The sequence below is a fragment of the Paenibacillus sp. sgz302115 genome (assembly GCF_056120445.1).
Genome location: NZ_JBVYOK010000027.1, coordinates 10,915 through 29,059 on the forward strand (window position 1 = coordinate 10,915; position 18,145 = coordinate 29,059).

Sequence of the window (18,145 nt, forward strand, 5' to 3'; positions counted from 1 at the left end):
AGCATTATAGAGTTATTTTATAATCATTCGTGCATCCTTCTCATACAAATTCACATTTTGACTTGTTAAGCTATTACCAAGCAAGGCAATGTAAGCGTATACAAAAAAGGAGGAACAACTAGAATGAGTAAAAAAATCTGGAGAAAGACACTTGCGGTTTCAATGGCTGGCGCGCTGCTGCTGTCCGTTATTATCCCTGTGCCGTTTTCCGTCCCAGCTCAGGCTGCTGAGGCAGTGGCCGCCCCGGCACAGGTAACCGCCGACTGGTACAAGACCTACCAAACGATGGATGGTGTTGGCGCTGCCTATGCATACACGGATTCCATCCATATGATGCAGCTGGCTACAGCCGGTCATCAAGCTACAGTGAGGCATCTGCTGGATCTGACCTTTAGTGAAAAAGAAGGTACAGGCCACGACATTGTCCGGGTCATCATCGGCGATAACGGAGGTCTTACCACCACGAACGCGACAGCAGCCAGCCCAGGGTTTAACCCGCTAACCGGCCTGCTTGCAGATGCGGGCAATCCCGGCTTCGATGTTGAAGGAAATGCCATTCCCATGAGAGGCTCAGCCGGCCAGTATGGTTACAAAATAGAAGCGGAGAACCGTTATGCAGACGGCAACACCGACAGCATCTGGCCTGTCGAACCCGAACATGCTCCGGGTACATTGGTGCCCGTACAGGATTTTGTATGGGATTATCCGTCCTGGAATCAGCCGATTGCCAATGACGACGGTGGTCCAACCAATCTCCTTAGCGCACCCGGTGAAAATCCTGTTGTGATCAAAAGCTCGCCACGTACCCGGAAAGAGCTCTTCGATTTTGATCAGGTGTGGACGATGCGTCAGGCGATGCAGTATGGCGTTAAGCAATTCTACGCTTGCACGTGGACCGTACCCTACTGGATGAGCCAGTCTTCCACTAATTCTCCCAGCAAGATCGTCCGTGGAGACACAACCACTATCGACGGTAAACCGGTGAAAATTTATTATCAGGCCTATGCTGATTATCTCGTCAATTATATCCGGGGGATGTGGGAGCAGTGGGGGATTCCGATCACTCATATCAATCCCTTTAACGAGGTTGATCTTGCAGGCGGAACAGCTGCTTATGTTACAGAGCTTATTAACGGCTACATCGGCCCTACCTTGAAAAAATCAATGCAGCCAGGCGGTGTGCTCTACGATATCAAGAATCCGGACGGTAAGCTCATCGACTTTATCCCTCAGCTTGCCGGCGTGGACGGTACCAATCTAAGTGCCTCTCTAAGCAGAGGTGGCGAAGTGTTCTCCCAGACTGACCCGGATAATGCTTTGGACAAAAATCCGTATCTCGACGTATTTACCACTCACTTGTATGGTACAGTCGGCATCGGTACGGATGAAAATAAACTATACCATACGGGGGACTTTTCACAGAGTCCTTTGGATTATACGAAAGATGGAACCAAGTATCCCGAATACCTGAACAAGTATAAGCTCTGGCAGGCAGAGTTCATGAATCAGGATACCGGCGACGGTTCTGCCGGTGCTTACACGCAGCGTTATGGCAACCAGAATATTAATGACGCTGTGCGCTGGTCCAATCTGATGACCAATATGTTCAGCAGCAATCCTGGCTTTAACGGTTTCGTCTGGTGGAGCATGTGGGACAGCAACGGAGCGGACGGGTCCGATCTGATTCGCTTCGTGACCACGAATTCCCAACAGGAGCCGGGACGTATCAGCACGCTGACAGGTGAATACCGTTTGTTCAAGCGCTTCTACGGCTATGGTCATTTCTCCCGCTTTATGAACCCGGGCGACGTGCGCTTCGATGTTACACGCGTGCCTGTGGCAGATATCAATGTTGTCGGCTTCAAGAACCAGAACACCAATGATTTCTCGGTCACGGTTTCCAATGCGAAAAATGATGACAGCATCCAGCCGCTGGAATTCAATCTGAAGGACTTCCCGGCAGGCACTACAAGTGTAACTGTGTTCCGTACATCCGGAAGTGAAAATCAGAAGAAGCTGGGTACGATTCCGGTATCGAACGGCAAGTTCGTAATTGATATTCCATCTGCCAGTATTGTCACCATCGTGCCGTCACAGGGTACCTATGCCACGTATAACGGCCTTGACGGCGAGCGCGATATTTTCTCTACTCTTGAGGCAGAAGATAATGATAACAATGTGCTTGGCAACACCGCAGGAAATGCCGGCCGCGCCAACGAGGCGGTTACGCTGGGTGACGGTCAGTACCTTGCATACAAAAACCTGAACTTTGCGGATGGCTCCGCTAACGGCGGCGTTGTCCGGAGGCATTTGTTATATTTGAACGCCCAGACGAAGTCGGCGCAAGGCGGAAAACTTGCCGCTTATGTCCTTCCGGTGGGAACTGCTGTGAGCAGCAATGCCGATATACTATCCAAAGGTACGCGGGTAGCGGAAATCACGGTACCGGCAAATGATGTATACGGCAAATACCAGGACATGGTTGATACAGGCGATCTGAGCGCCTATGGCCATAAGGATCTGTATATTGTAGCGGAATCGAACGGTTCCTCCGGTACGATCACAATTGACCGCTTTCTCTTCGGCGCGGGAGATTCCGACTGGAGTCTTGCTGCCAATAACTCGACAGTTTCCATGCCGGGGAACATATTGCTCAATGGAGATTTCGATACAACAACAGCTTCTAATACAGACAATTGGTCCACTGGACGTTACAACAAGGGAGTCTTTGAGCAGGCAGTCACTGGACCTGTGTTAACTGCGGATACCATTCAGAGCTACTCGGGTCTTTCCCGTTACCTGAAAAACAACTCTACCTCGAAGGTTGCAGGTTCAGGGAAGATTTCGGGCCGTATTGACGCCGCTGACCAGTATGACGGGATGTGGCAGGATGTTACCGGAAAGCTGAACAAGGGAGAGAGCTATAACTTCAAGGGCTACTTCCTGTCTATGAAAAGCCGGCCGGAGAGCTATGATATCGCTGCAGAAAATCCGGGCGATGTGGAAGCTGCACTGGTGTATTATGACAAGAACGGCAAGCAGCTGGGCATAACCCCGATCAATGGCCGCGATATGCCTGAACCGTATGCTGCCCGTGAGGCTGGTGATCCTGCTTACTGGAGCAATGGCAAGTTTATCGGGCGCATACTTGAGGGCGGACCGCTCAGCTTAAGCTCCTTCCAGCCTGTTGACGTGAAGGTTGCTGACTGGCATGAAACACCTAATCAACCGTTTACGTATGATGAACCGGCAGGTACCTCAAAGGTGGTTATGGCGGTGTATGCAAAGGATGCCAACATCCTTTACGCCGATCAGCTGTCGCTGACCCCTGAGCTTGTAGCTTCATACAGTATTTTTATTGATGGTGTTCAACCCTCCAATTTTGATGCAACCAGATATGATTATACTTACCCGGTAGCTGGAAACACCGTGCCGAAGGTAACGGCGGTTTCAAACGATCCGGCTGAACTCATAAGCATTTCACAGGCGGATAGTAAGCAAGGAACAGCCGTTGTTCGATTTATAAAAGGAGAAAACGTGAAGACGTATAAAATCTCCTTTAGTACGAACGAAGTCATTGATTTTACGAGCGGGCTTCCGGCGGGTTGGGAAATCATGAATCCGGCGGATCCGCAGAATGCATTGAGCTATAGTGCTGATGGTGCGACCATTCAGACATTGAAGGGCGATACGGATTATCCGGCCAGCCATAATATGCTGCAGTTTCCGGGTTCTGCTGAAGGCAGCTGGACGCTGACGGCGAAGCTTACCGTAGATAAACCCCTTAATGATTCGTCAATGGGTGAGAACTCCCAAGTGGGACTTGGCATCAGCAAGGCTTCAAGCGGTGAGTTTTACAGAATAAATGCGAGAAAAGTAAGCACCAATATCAAAGTGAATAATTCAGGCAAAACCGGCAGCACCCCATTCACTAACAATACCAATCAAACCAATTTGAGCGGTACGAACTACTACCTCCGCATTGTTAAGGAAGGGAATATTGTTCAAGGGTATTTTTCAACGAATAACGGTTCTAGCTGGGTAGCAATGGGCAGTCCATCGACTTATAGCCCGGAATTCTTCAAGGATGCCAAAGTTCAATTGTATGGAACCAATGCCAGTGCTTCTACTGACTTCAAAGTGACCTTCTCCAACGTGACACTGATTAAGACATTAGGGCAAACCGGCGAAGTGAGTGCGGACCAGCTCGCTGTGGAAGCAGCAGCAGCTCTGATCGGCAACTCGATTACGGTTCCGAATGCAGCTGGTAATGACGCGGCTACACTGAAGACCAAAGCCCAAGAATATCTTAATAACAATGATGAGCTGAAAAAGCTTGGAGTGACCACAGCAATTTCCTACGAGAATGGTGTCTTTACAATGCTCATATCGAAAGGAAGTGCAAGTATATCAATTAACCCGCTTGCCCTTGTGGCCGGCGTGCAAACTACAAGTGATTTTGAGGATCAGACGGTACAAGGGTTCAAGCCAAAGGGAAGTAATACCGTAACGCTTACGCCAACGAATGAGGCCAACCATACTCCAGGCGGAGCTTATGCGCTCAAAGTAACCGGCAGAACTGCGAATTCAGACGGACCATCTGTTAATGTGAAGGATGCTGTCAAGAAGGGGAATGAATATAAAGCTGCCATCTGGGTCAAGCTCATTAGCCCGGAAAGCGCCCAGGTAAAGCTGACAGCACTGGTGAATGCTCCAACGCCTTATTATGTCAGTCTATCAACCCAGACCGTCAGTAATAGCGGAGACTGGGTCAAGCTGGAAGGCACCTATCGTTATCTGAACGATGATGTCACTCTTTATGTGGAAACCGTAGGCAGCAATACAGCTTCTTACTACATCGACGACTTTAGCTTTGAAGATACAGGTTCGGAGCCGACACCTTCGATCAAAGATGTCTATAAGGACTATTTCAAGATCACCAATATACCGGGGAACACCGCATTTCTGAATCCGGGTACCGGGGAAAATGCCTTCTATAACTATCATTTTAAAGGTGTAACCATCGGTAACCAGCTTAAACCGGATACCCTGCAAAAAAACAAGGGTACCTTTAACTTTAGTACTGCAGACAGTATGATCGCCAAAGCTCAAAGTCAGGGACAGGATATTCATGGACATGTGCTGGTGTGGCACAGCCAGACCCCGGCGTGGTTTAACCAGCAGGTGGATGCTTCCGGGAATGCATTGAAGGATGCAGCCGGGAATCCGATCTACCTCAGCCGTGATGAGGCACTTGCTAATATGAGAACTCATATTAAAACTGTAATGGAGCACTATGAAGGGATTCCGGAATCTTGGGATGTAGTGAATGAGGCAATGGAAGATGCTCCTCAAGCGGTCTCAGATTGGAAAGATGCCCTGCGTAAATCAGCCTGGTATTATTCCGTAGGACCTGACTTTATTGAACAGGCATTCCTTGCGGCAAGAGAAGTGCTGGATAATCATCCTGAATGGGGCGATATCAAGCTGTATTACAATGATTTCAATGAAGATTTTCCAGAGAAGCGGGACGCCATCCATGACATGGTCAAAGAACTCAATGACCGTTATGCATTGACTCATCCCGGAAAACTCCTCATTGACGGGATCGGTATGCAGTCCCACTACGATATGCGAACCAAGCCGGCCAATGTGGAAGCTTCAATTGAGAAGTTTGCTTCCCTGGGAGTCAAAGTAGCCATTAGCGAATTAGATATTCTGGCTGGAATGAATTCCTCGCTTTCTCCAGAATTGGCTGAGAAGCAAGGCAGTTTATATGCCCAATTGTTCCAGATCTACAAGAAACATGCCGATAAGATTTCACGTGTCACGATTTGGGGACCATACGACACTACCAGCTGGCGAGTTACTCAGAATCCGTGTCTGTTCGATGGTAAACTGGCACCGAAGCCAGCCTATTATGCCGTAATCAATCCGGAAAAATATCTGGCCGAGCATCCGCTCTATATTACACCTGAAACCAAGAGCTCTACGGCGCTCTATGGTACGCCGGACATTGATGGAACCATTGATGAAATTTGGAAGGATGCGCCTGAGATTCAAATCGACAACCAGCTGATGGCATCGTCCGGAGCTTCCGGAACGGCCAAAACACTGTGGGACGATGAAAACCTGTATGTGCTGTTCCAGGTGAAGGATACGCAGCTGAGCAAAGACAATGCGGATAAGACGAAGCAGGATTCGGTTGAAGCCTACGTGGACGAAGACCGCATCAATGCATGGCCGTACCGCGAAGATGACGGAGAATACCGGGTTAACTTTGCCGGCGAGCAGTCCTTCAAATTCCTCAGCAATTCGACCCCGGCGGTTTCTCCGGGATTTGAATCGGCAGCTGTAACCTCTGGAACGAATTATGCGGTGGAAATGAAGATTCCGTTCAAGACCATCACCCCGGAAAACGGGACGCAGATCCGGTTTGATGCACAGGTGAACAATGCAGCCGGAGCGAATCTGATCGGCGTGGCAACCTGGAATGATCTGCTAGGAAGAGCCACGAAGTCTACAGAGGTGTTCGGCAACCTGACGCTCAGCGGCAAGGGAGACCCGACCCCGCCGGCGTGGGCAGAGGGAAGCAAGCTTGAAGCATCTGATGTAACCAGCACCGGAGTCACCTTATCGTGGCCGGCGGCTGAAGATAACCTTGGAGTAACCGGTTACCGGATCTACAACGGTGTGGATAAAGAACCGATTACCTTGACCGGCCTTGAATCAAGTGAAACTGCAACAGGAGCGGTATATCGTCATGAGCTGACCGGATTGCTGCCGAATACACAATATACCTTCAAGGTGGAAGCCGGAGACGCTGCCGGCAATTGGAGTAAGGACGGACCTTCCGTTTCTGTGACCACACTGCCGACTGCAGACACCACGCCACCGGTATGGGCAGAAGGAAGTACGCTGGAGGCTTCGGGGATTACCAGCACGGGACTGACCTTGACGTGGTCGGCAACCGCAGCGGACGAAAGCGGCATCGCCAGATACCGGATCGCGGGTGGAGCCGATGACAAGCCGATTACGGTTACGGATGCCGTGTATGAGACGACAGTGACCGGAGCCGTGTACCATTACCAGGTAAGCGGATTAAAGCCAAATACGCAGTATAAGTTCAAAGTGGAAGCCGGAGATGCGGCAGGGAACTGGAGCACCAGCGGGCCTTCAGTTTTGGCAACGACCTTGCCAGCACCAACACCAACACCAACACCAACACCAACACCAACACCAACACCAACACCAACACCAACACCAACACCAACACCAACACCAACACCAACACCAACACCAACACCAACACCAACAACCCCGGCAGCAACGCCGGTACCAACGCCGGGAGCAACAGCAACAACGGCTCCGTCGCCAACGCCAACACCAACATCAACGCCAACGCCAACACCGGTGCCAGCGGGCAAATTCCAAGATTTGGGCAGTAAATACGTCTGGGCTACGGAGGCAATTGATGCGTTGTATGCGAGAGGCATCATAAAAGGAACCTCCGAGAACACCTTCAGCCCGGAGAAGAACATTACGAGAGCCGACTTTGTACTGCTGCTGGTGCGGGCACTGGGCTTGAAGGCGGAAGCTGGCGCTAGTTTTGCAGACGTAAGTCAGGAAGCCTATTATTATGAAGCCCTCAGTACGGCTAAGAAACTGGGAATTATCAATGGAATGGATGGCAACAACTTCAATCCGAAGGGCGAAATCTCGAGACAGGATATGATGGTCATTGCAGCCAGAGCGCTGAAGGCAGTGAACAAATTATCTGCGAGTGGAGGTGCTGAACTTTTAAGCGGCTATACGGATGGAACGAAGGTTGCGAAGTACGCTGTTGACAGTGTAGCGGCTCTGGTCAAGGAAGGAATTATTCAGGGGGATGGGAACTCCATTAACCCGGCCGGAACAGCTACGCGAGCGGAAGCGGCTGTAATCATCTATAGAATTTACGGTAAATAGGCTTCTAACTTGAATAAGGTTTGCCAATAGAAAGACAGAAGGGAGCTTAATAAGCTCTCTTCTCTTCTTACGAATAACTGGATACCTTATATCCCGAGCGTAGAACAGCCTTGCCAGTTAAAATCCAATTCTAAGGAGATGAAAATATTGCTATCACATGTGAAGCGATCAATGTGCGCATTTTTGGCATTATTAACTGCTCTTCCACTAACCCTGGCTGTCCCTGGGCCAACGAAAGCTCTGGCCGCTGCGTCAGGAAGTGAGGCAATCGTTAATTTATCAGCGGAAAAGCAAGTAATTCGTGGTTTTGGGGGAATGAATCATCCGGGCTGGATTGCAGACCTGACACCTGAACAAAGAGAAACTGCTTTTGGAAATGGAGAGAAGCAGTTGGGTCTATCTGTTCTAAGAATTCCTATTGAAGAAGATAAAACGAAATGGCCAAAAGTAGTAGATACCGCAAAAGCGGCGATTGAGCACGGAGCGATTGTATTTGCTACGCCTTGGAATCCTCCGGGTAATATGGTGGAGACCTTCACTCTTGGGATGCCCTCAGGCAACGGCACCACTTATGAAGCTGAAGCGGCTGCAACCCTAACCAGCGCTGCAATTGAAAATATCAATTCGGGCTACAGTGGTACAGGATATGTAGGTTTCCAAGCTGCTTCCGGGGCAGCTATTCAGTGGAATAATATTGTTATCGGCAGTACAGGGACTAAGAATATCAAAATAAGATATGCTTTGGAAACTGGGACAGCCGATCTGGATTTGTATTTGAACGGTACGAAAGTAGTCAGCAACCTCCCTTTTGAAGCAACCGGCAGCGTAACAGCCTGGAGAGAGAAGAACATCCAGGTACCCATGAATAATGGGACTAATATATTAAAACTGGTTACTACCGGTACGGGAGGACCGTATATAGACAACATCAATTTGACTGCATTTGTTCAGGATACAAAAGCTAAGCGGCTAAGGTACGATATGTATGACGAGTATGCGCAGTATTTGAATGAGTTCGATGCATACATGAAAAGCCAGGGAGTGGATCTATATGCGATATCCATTCAAAATGAGCCTGATTACGCCCATGACTGGACCTGGTGGACCCCGGAGGAAATCCTTCGTTTTATGAAGGAGAATGCCGGCTCCATCCATAACAGGGTGATAGCGCCGGAGTCATTCTCTTACACTAAATCAATGTCTGACCCTATTTTGAATGATTCGGAAGCGCTTGCAAACATGGATATCCTCGGTACTCATACTTACGGTACCCAGTATGCTGACTTCCCGTACCCATTGTTCAAGCAAAAAGGGGCGGGAAAAGAGCTTTGGATGACAGAGGTATATTATCCTAACAGCAACAATAATTCTGCAGACCTCTGGCCAGAGGCATTGGAGGTTGCGGAGCATATCCATCATGGTATGGCGGATGCGGAGTTTCAGGCATACGTATGGTGGTACATCCGCAGACAATACAGCCCCATGAAGGAAGACGGCACCATAAGCAAGCGCGGTTACAGCATGGCTCAATATTCGAAATTTATTCGTCCTGGCTATGTAAGAATTGACGCAACCAAGAATCCGGATACCAACGTATACGTATCTGCTTATAAAGGTGATAACAAGGTAGTGATTGTAGCCATTAACAAAGGCACGTCAGCAGTAAGTCAAACATTTGCTCTGCAAAACGGGTCCGCATCCAGTGTTTCTTCTTGGGTAACAGACGCTTCCAGAAATCTTGAAGCTGGAGCACCTCTGAATGTATCGAACAACAAGTTTACAGCAGATCTTCCTGCCCAAAGTGTGACGACTTTTGTATCAGAGTATGCAGATAGCACAGTTGATGGCGGCATTTATGAAGCGGAGACCCATACAACATTGACGAATTCCATCGTGGCAAGTAACAATTCAGGTTTCAGCGGCAGTGGATACGTAGATTTTCAAGCTGCATCTGATGCAGCCATAGAGTGGAACGGCATCAACGTGTCTGCGGCGGGAACCAAAAATGTTAATATCCGCTATGCGCTACAGGCAGGAACGAGAAATCTGGATGTATATGTGAATGGAACGAAGGTAATCAGCAATACTGCTTTTGCAGCAACCGGCGGCTGGAGCACCTGGGGCGAAAAAACCGTTCAGGTACCTATGAAGAGCGGGATCAATTCGTTCAAGCTGGTAACTACCGGGACGGAGGGACCGAACATAGACCATATTAATGTTACAGCTTATGTTGATGAGAACACGGCTGCAGTCAAAGGTGCTGTAAATCCTTATTTGCCATTATGGGAGCATATTCCAGACGGAGAGCCGCGAGTTTTCGAAGATCCTGACCATCCAGGCCAATACCGTGTCTATATTTACGGTTCACATGACACCCTGCAGACAACTTACTGCGGATATGATCTTGTGGCATGGTCTGCTCCTGTAGACGATTTAACGAATTGGCGCAATGACGGCAAAATTTTTGAATCTATTGTAAACGGGTCGCCCGATATTCTGTATGCGCCGGATGTAGTGGAAGTCAAGGAGTCCGACGGGTCCAAATCTTATTATCTATACCCGAACACTCAAGGGAGTGGACGATTAACGATGGTGGCAAAATCCAAAAGGCCGGACGGGCCTTTTGAGGTCATCAACTGGAAGGAAGGAAGCAATCAAACACAGACCACCGGCATCTTTGGATTTGATCCTGCAGCATTTGTTGACGATGACGGAAGAGTGTACGGATATTGGGGATTCCAAAGATCGTACGCAGCAGAACTGGACCCCGCGACAATGAGTTCAGTGAAACCAGGCACCTCGATCATTACCGATATGATCGGCAATAGCAACAACGCGCCGGAAGGCAACGTGTTCAGATTTTTTGAAGCTTCCTCCTTGCGAAAAGTAGGGGATAAATATGTATTGATATACAGCCGGAAGACTAAAGACGGTGAATATGGACTCAGCGCATCCAATAATACACTGGCGTACGCTTATGCGGATACTCCGCTTGGACCGTGGACCTATGGCGGTACGATCATTGATGCCCGCGGGCCGGTTGTTGGGGAGAATGGGTCCATGACGGCATCCCAGCCAGCAGGAAATACCCACGGAAGTATTCTGGAAATCAACGGGCAATGGTATGTGTTCTATCATAGAAGCATTAATAATGACGGATTTTCACGCCAGGGAATGGTTGCGCCGATTCAAGTGAATGTAACAGAAGATGGCAAGGTCGTAATTACAGGTTTGAAGACAGTGAAGGATGTCAATGGCAACGAATATGCCGGAGCAGAGGTTACCTCCGAAGGATTTCAAATTAACGGATTGAACCCATTTGAGTATTATTCTGCGGGTATTGCCTCGTTCTTAAGAAATAACTCCTTTGTAAAAGCTACCTATGATACATGGCAGAACGACGCTCCGGTGGTGAATATTAAGAATAATTCTATCGTAGGCTACAAGTATTTTAATTTTGACGGAAAGCCTGCCGATGGACAGAGCATGGTGCTTGAATCGTACGTCACTCCAAAAGGTGTTGACGGCACCATTGACATCATGCTGGACAGTCCCTGGACCTCGCAAGGCGGCAAAAAGCTCGGAACTTTGAACATTTCCAAGGACGCGGTACAGCAAAAGACAAAAATGACGCTTCCCGTTTCAGAATTGGATACTGTGGATGGAAAGCATGGGATCTATTTTGTTTTTAAATCCAGCAGCAGCAGCGAAATTGCCGAATTAAACGGCTTGAAATTCAGTCTGGCATCCACATCATTATTAAATGAAACATTCGCTTCAGCAGGCCTGGATAACTGGACTATCCTTGCGGGCAACCCGTTAGTGGATAACGGTCTGGTGTTGAACGATGCTGCTTCCATGATCTCAAAGAAGGGAATGGATTGGAGCAATTATGAATTTGTGAGCAGCGTTAGCCTTGAAAAAGGAGCCTTGGGACTCCAGTTCCTGCAATCGGATGAGGCGAATTATTATGAGCTTCTTCTGAATGACGGTAATCTGGAATTGTCCAGTGTATTGAACAGAACAAAGACCATTTTGAGCACGGCATCAGGTGCATTTATAACAAACAAAGCTTCTTCTGTCTCTATAGCGGTAGTCAACAATGTCATTACAGTCCGCATCAACGGAATTATTGTACTGCAGCTGCAAAATTCAGAACACAAAAACGGGACTGTAGGCATTTCCTCGTATGCGGCGACTTCAGCCAGAATTTCAAGTGTGCTGGTTCAGCATTCCACCGAAGATGAAATTTCTCCGATAAGCAATACGGTTTCAGTAAACGGAGTTCCATTGAACGGCTTTACCGTTTCTGCGAATGATTTTAATATCCGTGAGTATAGCTATAAGGTTCCGGCTAATACAGCCAACATTCCAACAGTAACTGCGTCTTCAAGCGATAAGGAAGTCAAAGTAAGTATTGCGCAGGCAGATAATCCGCTGGGTACCGCCGTCGTACGCTTTATTAAGGGAGAGCAGGTTAAGACGTATAAAGTATTCTTTTCAAGCAACGAATCTGTAAGCTTTGCGAATGGGCTTCCGGCAGGGTGGAAGGTACTGAATCCGGCTAATTCTGCCAATCCTCTGGGTGCAATTTCAACCTCAGAGAATACGGTAGCCATTCAATCTTATAAAGGCGACAATGAATATCCGAACGGGCATGATGTGCTGCAAATGCCGTATCCTGTCTCTTCGTACAAATGGACGATGACCGTAAATATTCAAACGGATAAACCGCTGCTTAATTCTTCTTCTTTAGCAGCCAACTCACAGGCTGGCATTGCAATCCGCCAAGTCTCGAGCGGTGATTCACTTAAGCTGAATGCAATCAATCGAGGCAGCACAACAAACGTGAATACGGTTGGTACGTCAGGAGCAGCTGTCTTTAGCAATAATTCCGGTACAGCTCTTCCCAATCCAAGCGGTTCCGCTCCTGCATCGTACTGGTTCCGTCTGAATAAGAATGGTTCATCGGTACAAGGAAACTATTCCATTGATAATGGTGCAACCTGGCGTAATATGGGGGGCCTTGGATTTAATGATGACTTTTTCAAGGACGCGAAGCTGCAGCTGTACACGACAAACCTCAGTACTTCAACAGATCTGAAAGCCGCCTATAATGTGAACCTGGTAATGTCTAATGGAGAGTCTAAAGCGGCTGCATTGGATCAACAGGCTGTGGAGCAGGCTGCAGCTATAATTGGTAACCGGATTACAGTTCCGAATGCAGCCGGTGATGATCCGGCAACGCTAATGACCAAGGCTGAAGAATACCTGAACAGCCTTAATGAGCTAAAATCACTCGGGGTTTCCAGTACAATTTCCTATGAGAATGGTCAGTTTGCGTTGATTGTAAAGAAAGGAACCGCAAGTATATTTGTCAATTCGCTTACCATTGCAGGGGAGGGCTCAACTAGCATAAAAAAGGATTTTGAGGATCAGACGGTACAAGGGTTCAAGCCGAAGGGAAGCGGTACCGTAACGCTTACGCCAACGAATGAGGCCAACCATACTCCAGGCGGAGCTTATGCGCTCAAAGTAACCGGCAGAACTGCGAATTCGGACGGACCATCTGTTAATGTGAAGGATGCTGTCAAGAAGGGGAATGAATATAAAGCTGCCGTCTGGGTTAAGCTCATTAGCCCGGAAAGCGCCCAGTTAAAGCTGACAGCACTGGTGAATGCTCCAACGCCTTATTATGTCAGTCTATCAACCCAGACCGTCAGTAATAGCGGAGACTGGGTCAAGCTGGAAGGTACCTATCGTTATCTGAACGATGATGTCACTCTTTATGTGGAAAGCCCTAGCAGTGCTTCAGCATCGTATTATGTTGACGACTTCAGCTTCGAAGATACGGGGCTACAGAATATTGCACCTCTTAAAGATGTCTATAAAAGTGACTTCCTGCTAGGAAATGTACCGGGTAATAATGATATTACCCCTGGCAACGGGCAGAACGCTTTCTTTAACTATCATTTTAACAGTGTGACCTTCGGTAATGAGATGAAGCCGGATGCGCTGCAGAAGAACAAGGGTACCTTTACATTTACTAGGTCTGATGAAATGGTAGCAAAATCTCAGGCTATGGGAATGAAAATACACGGACATGTGCTGGTATGGCACAGCCAGACCCCTGCCTGGTTTACACAGCAAGTGGATGCATCGGGCAATGCGCTGAAGGATCAGGCAGGCAATCCGATTTATCTCAGCCGTGATGAGGCACTCGCGAATATGAGAACCCACATCAAAACTGTTATGGAACACTATGGGGATAAGGTGATCTCTTGGGATGTCGTCAATGAAGCTATGCAGGATGGACCGCCGGCTGTTGCTGACTGGAAGGATGCGCTCCGGAAATCGCCTTGGTATTATTCCGTAGGCCCTGACTTTGTTGAACAGGCGTTCCTTGCGGCCCGGGAAGTGCTGGATAATCATCCTGAATGGGGCGGTATCAAGCTGTATTACAATGATTTCAATGATGATTTTCCAGAGAAGCGGGACGCCATCTACGACATGGTCAAAGAGATTAATGACCGTTATGCGCAGTCCCATCCCGGAAAGCTTCTCATTGACAGAATCGGACTGCAGTCCCACTACGACATGAGAACGAAACCTTCCAACGTGGAAGCGGCGATTGAAAAATACGCTTCCTTGGGCGTCGAAGTTGCGGTCAGCGAACTGGATGTCCTGGCTGGAATGAACTCCTCACTCTCTACAGAGTGGGCGGAGAAGCAGGCGAGTCTGTACGCCCAATTATTCCAAATCTATAAGAAACATGCCGACAAGATTTCACGGGTCACCATCTGGGGGTATACGGACAGCTCAAGCTGGAGAGCCAGCCAAAACCCGCTGCCGTTCATCAGTTCTCTGGCACCGAAGCCGGCCTATTACGCAATTATAGACCCGGATAAATACCTGGCCGAGCATCCGCTCTATACAGTGCCGGAGACCAAAAGCTCCACGGCTCTGTATGGTACGCCTGACATCGACGGAACGGTTGATGATATCTGGGACGATGCGCCTGAAATGCGGATGGATAATCATTTAATGGCAACGGCGGAGACCACCGGAACGGCTAAAACGCTGTGGGACGATGAAAACCTGTATGTGCTGTTCCAGGTGAAGGATACGCAGCTGAGCAAAGGCAATGCAGACAAGACGAAGCAGGATTCTGTCGAAGCCTATGTGGACGAAGACAGAATCAATGCGTGGCCGTATCGCGAAGATGACGGAGAGTACAGAGTCAACTTTGCGAACGAGCAGTCCTTCAAGTTCCTCAGTAATTCGACGCCGGCTAGCTCCCCCGGGTTTGAATCGGCGGCCGTAACGTCAGGAACGAATTATACAGTGGAAATGAAGATTCCATTCAAAACCATCACCCCGGAAAATGGTACGCAGATCCGGTTCGACGCACAGGTGAATAACGCAACGGGTGCAAATCTTGTAGGCGTGGCGACCTGGAATGATCTGCTTGGCCGGGCGACGAAATCGACAGAGGTATTCGGGAACCTCACCCTCGCCGGTAAGGGAGACCCGGCTCCACCGGTATGGCCGGAAGGAAGCAAGCTTGAAGCTTCCGGTGTAACCAGCACCGGACTCACATTATCCTGGCCAGCGGCTCAGGATGAACATGGAGTGACCGGTTACCGGATTTACAACGGAGTCGATGAAGAACCGGTTACGGTATCCGGCGGTGAATCCAGTGAAACCGTAACGGGAGCTGTGTATCGTCACCAGATTACTGGATTGACACCGAATACACAGTATACCTTCAAGGTGGAGGCCGGAGACGGGGCCGGCAATTGGAGCACGAGCGGACCTTCCGTTTCTGTGACTACACTGCCGGGCGTAGACATCACGCCGCCAGTATGGGCGGAAGGAAGTTCGCTTGAAGCCAGCCATGTAACCAGCACGGGACTGACCTTAACCTGGTCGGCAACCGCAGAGGATAAGAACGGCATCGCCGGTTACCGGATCACTAGTGGAGTCGATGACAAGCCGGTTACGGTTACGAATGCCGTGTACACGGTTACTGCAACCGGGGCTGTATACAGTCATCAGGTAACGGGATTAAAGCCGGATACGCGCTATACGTTCAAAGTGGAGGCCGGGGATCATGGGGGCAACTGGAGTACCAGCGGACCTTCGGCTTCTGCGACTACACTGCCAGCGCCGGACACAAGCGCACCGGCATGGCCGGCGGGAAGCAAGCTTGAGGCTTCCGGTATAACGGCCTCTGGACTGACCTTAACGTGGAGAGCGGCTGAGGATGACGCAGGAGTTACGGGCTACAAGATCTACAGGGAATCGGAAGTGATCGCTGCTTTGCCTGGAACGGCACTGCGGTACGATGTGACAGGACTTGCTTCGGGAACAAGATACGAGTTCTCGATCCAGGCAGGGGATGCGGCAGGGAACTGGAGTACAGACGGTCCGAAGACCACTGCAACTACGCTCAGTACCAGCGGAGATCCATCAGTACCAACGCCAACAGCGGCGCCAACGCCAACGGCGACACCAACACCAACACCAACAACGACACCGGCGCCAACATCAACGCCAACGCCGCTGCCAGTGAGCAATTTTACAGATGTGGGCAGCAAATACAGCTGGGCCTCAGAGGCGATTGACACGCTGTATGCCAGGGGCATCATCAAGGGAACCTCCGGAACGACCTTTAATCCGGAGAAGAATATCACGAGAGCCGACTTCGTGCTGCTGCTGGTAAGAGCTCTGGGCCTCGAGGCGAAAGGTGATTCGGGCTTTGCTGACGTACGTGAAGGCGACTACTATTACGAAGCGCTGAGTATTGCGAAGAAAATGGGCATAATCAACGGAGTGGCTGGCAACAGCTTTAATCCAAAGGGAGAAATCACGAGACAGGATATGATGGTTATCGCGGCCAGAGCGCTGAAGGCGGTGAACAAATTGTCTGCGGGCGGCAGCGCTGAAGCTTTGAGCAGCTACACAGACGCATCAAGAATAGCAGTCTACGCCAAAGAGAGTGTAGCAGATCTGGTGAAAGAAGGAATTATCCAAGGTACCGGAAACACACTTAATCCGGCAGGTACAGCAACAAGAGCTGAAGCAGCGGTAGTGATCTACAGAATTTACGGCAGATAGGCTGTTTTCGTATAACCGGAGAACCTCCAATGCTAATTACCGCGCAAGTCTCTCATCAGGAGAGCTTGCGCTTTTTTTGGCGAATTTTCCGGGAGGCATGCCGGCTATTTTTTTGAAGCTCCTGATGAAATTGGCATAATCACGGAAACCGGAAAGCTCACAGGCTTCAGTGACAGTTTTTCCTGCAGACAGGTACTTCTTGGCCAAAGTAATGCGCTGGTCGACAATATAGGCTCGTATCGTAAGCCCGGTATGTCTCCTGAACTGCTCGCTGATATACTTGCCGCTGTAATGAAATTCCTGCTCCAGCTGCTCTGAAGAAATGGATTCAATCAGATGTTCCTTGATATAGGTCATTATGTTGCTGACGAGCGCTGGCATAATGTTGTCAGAGCTGCAGGTAGGCGAATTATAAATCGTATTAATAAAAACAAGGAGCTGCGTCAAATAGGATTCCGCCAGAAGATCCTGCCCATAGCTGTCCGAATGCAGGCAGGCGATTAATTTGTCGGCAAGCTCCGTATATTCATTTATTTGGTCTTGGGAGAGCCTTGTAAGATTGTTCTGCCCAAAGGGACGGGAATCGAAACAGGTCAACAGATTGGAGCGGTGGCTTGAGAGCTTTTCCATCACTGTTTTTTTGAGATTAATACCTATCCGCTCGTACACCTGATCATCAATACAGACACTCCGGTGCATCTCGCCGGGGCTGATCATGATTAAATCACCCGGCACCAAATGGTAGCAGCTGTGCTCAAGATACATGTACGTATTGCCGCTCAGAAACAAATAAATTTCATACGCATCATGATGGTGATACGGCAGCGGCATATCAATCTGATTCATTTGCGAGGTGTTGTGAAAGCAGATAATATCCTCGGCAATGGGCACAAAAATATCATGTTTTTCCTGATTCATTGGCATCCAGTCTTTCTGGTTCATCTTGTGAAATATCAGTATTCACGCAATATATTGTCGCTTCTTTGCAAAGATTATATCGCGAATACTCATTATGATTCAAGAAAGGAAGGTGAAATCAGGACATAAGGAAATAGGA

The 18,145-nt window shown here is 49.0% G+C and carries 3 protein-coding genes and 2 pseudogenes; 4 read left to right on the forward strand and 1 reads right to left on the reverse strand.

The window, feature by feature from the left end:
* The first annotated feature begins 123 nt into the window (after positions 1–123).
* The 4 genes and pseudogenes from AC0LWN_RS28940 (at position 124) to AC0LWN_RS28955 (ending at position 17,088) form a co-directional block, all read left to right on the forward strand.
* The gene (locus tag AC0LWN_RS28940) at positions 124–7,968 is read left to right on the forward strand and encodes an endo-1,4-beta-xylanase (RefSeq protein ID WP_474671506.1); all 7,845 of its coding nucleotides are present in this window, start codon (positions 124–126) and stop codon (positions 7,966–7,968) included.
* A gap of 546 nt (positions 7,969–8,514) precedes the next feature.
* Positions 8,515–8,901 (forward strand): annotated as a pseudogene (locus tag AC0LWN_RS28945) (carbohydrate-binding protein); the annotation flags it as partial.
* An 18-nt stretch (positions 8,902–8,919) separates the two neighbouring features.
* A pseudogene (locus AC0LWN_RS28950) lies at positions 8,920–10,179 on the forward strand (carbohydrate-binding protein); the annotation flags it as partial.
* A gap of 195 nt (positions 10,180–10,374) precedes the next feature.
* The gene (locus tag AC0LWN_RS28955) at positions 10,375–17,088 is read left to right on the forward strand and encodes an endo-1,4-beta-xylanase (RefSeq protein WP_474671563.1); all 6,714 of its coding nucleotides are present in this window, start codon (positions 10,375–10,377) and stop codon (positions 17,086–17,088) included.
* A gap of 36 nt (positions 17,089–17,124) precedes the next feature.
* Here AC0LWN_RS28955 and AC0LWN_RS28960 read toward each other — a convergent pair whose 3' ends face one another.
* Positions 17,125–18,006 (reverse strand): AraC family transcriptional regulator, encoded by an 882-nt coding sequence (locus AC0LWN_RS28960; protein ID WP_474671508.1) that lies wholly within the window; start codon positions 18,004–18,006, stop codon positions 17,125–17,127.
* Positions 18,007–18,145: the final 139 nt, after the last annotated feature.

What these genes read in the sequence shown, in the direction of transcription:
- AC0LWN_RS28960 (WP_474671508.1), bottom strand. Translation starts at nt 18,006, where the DNA reads ATGAATCAGGAAAAACATGATATTTTTGTGCCCATTGCCGAGGATATT.
- AC0LWN_RS28940 (WP_474671506.1), top strand. Translation starts at nt 124, where the DNA reads ATGAGTAAAAAAATCTGGAGAAAGACACTTGCGGTTTCAATGGCTGGC.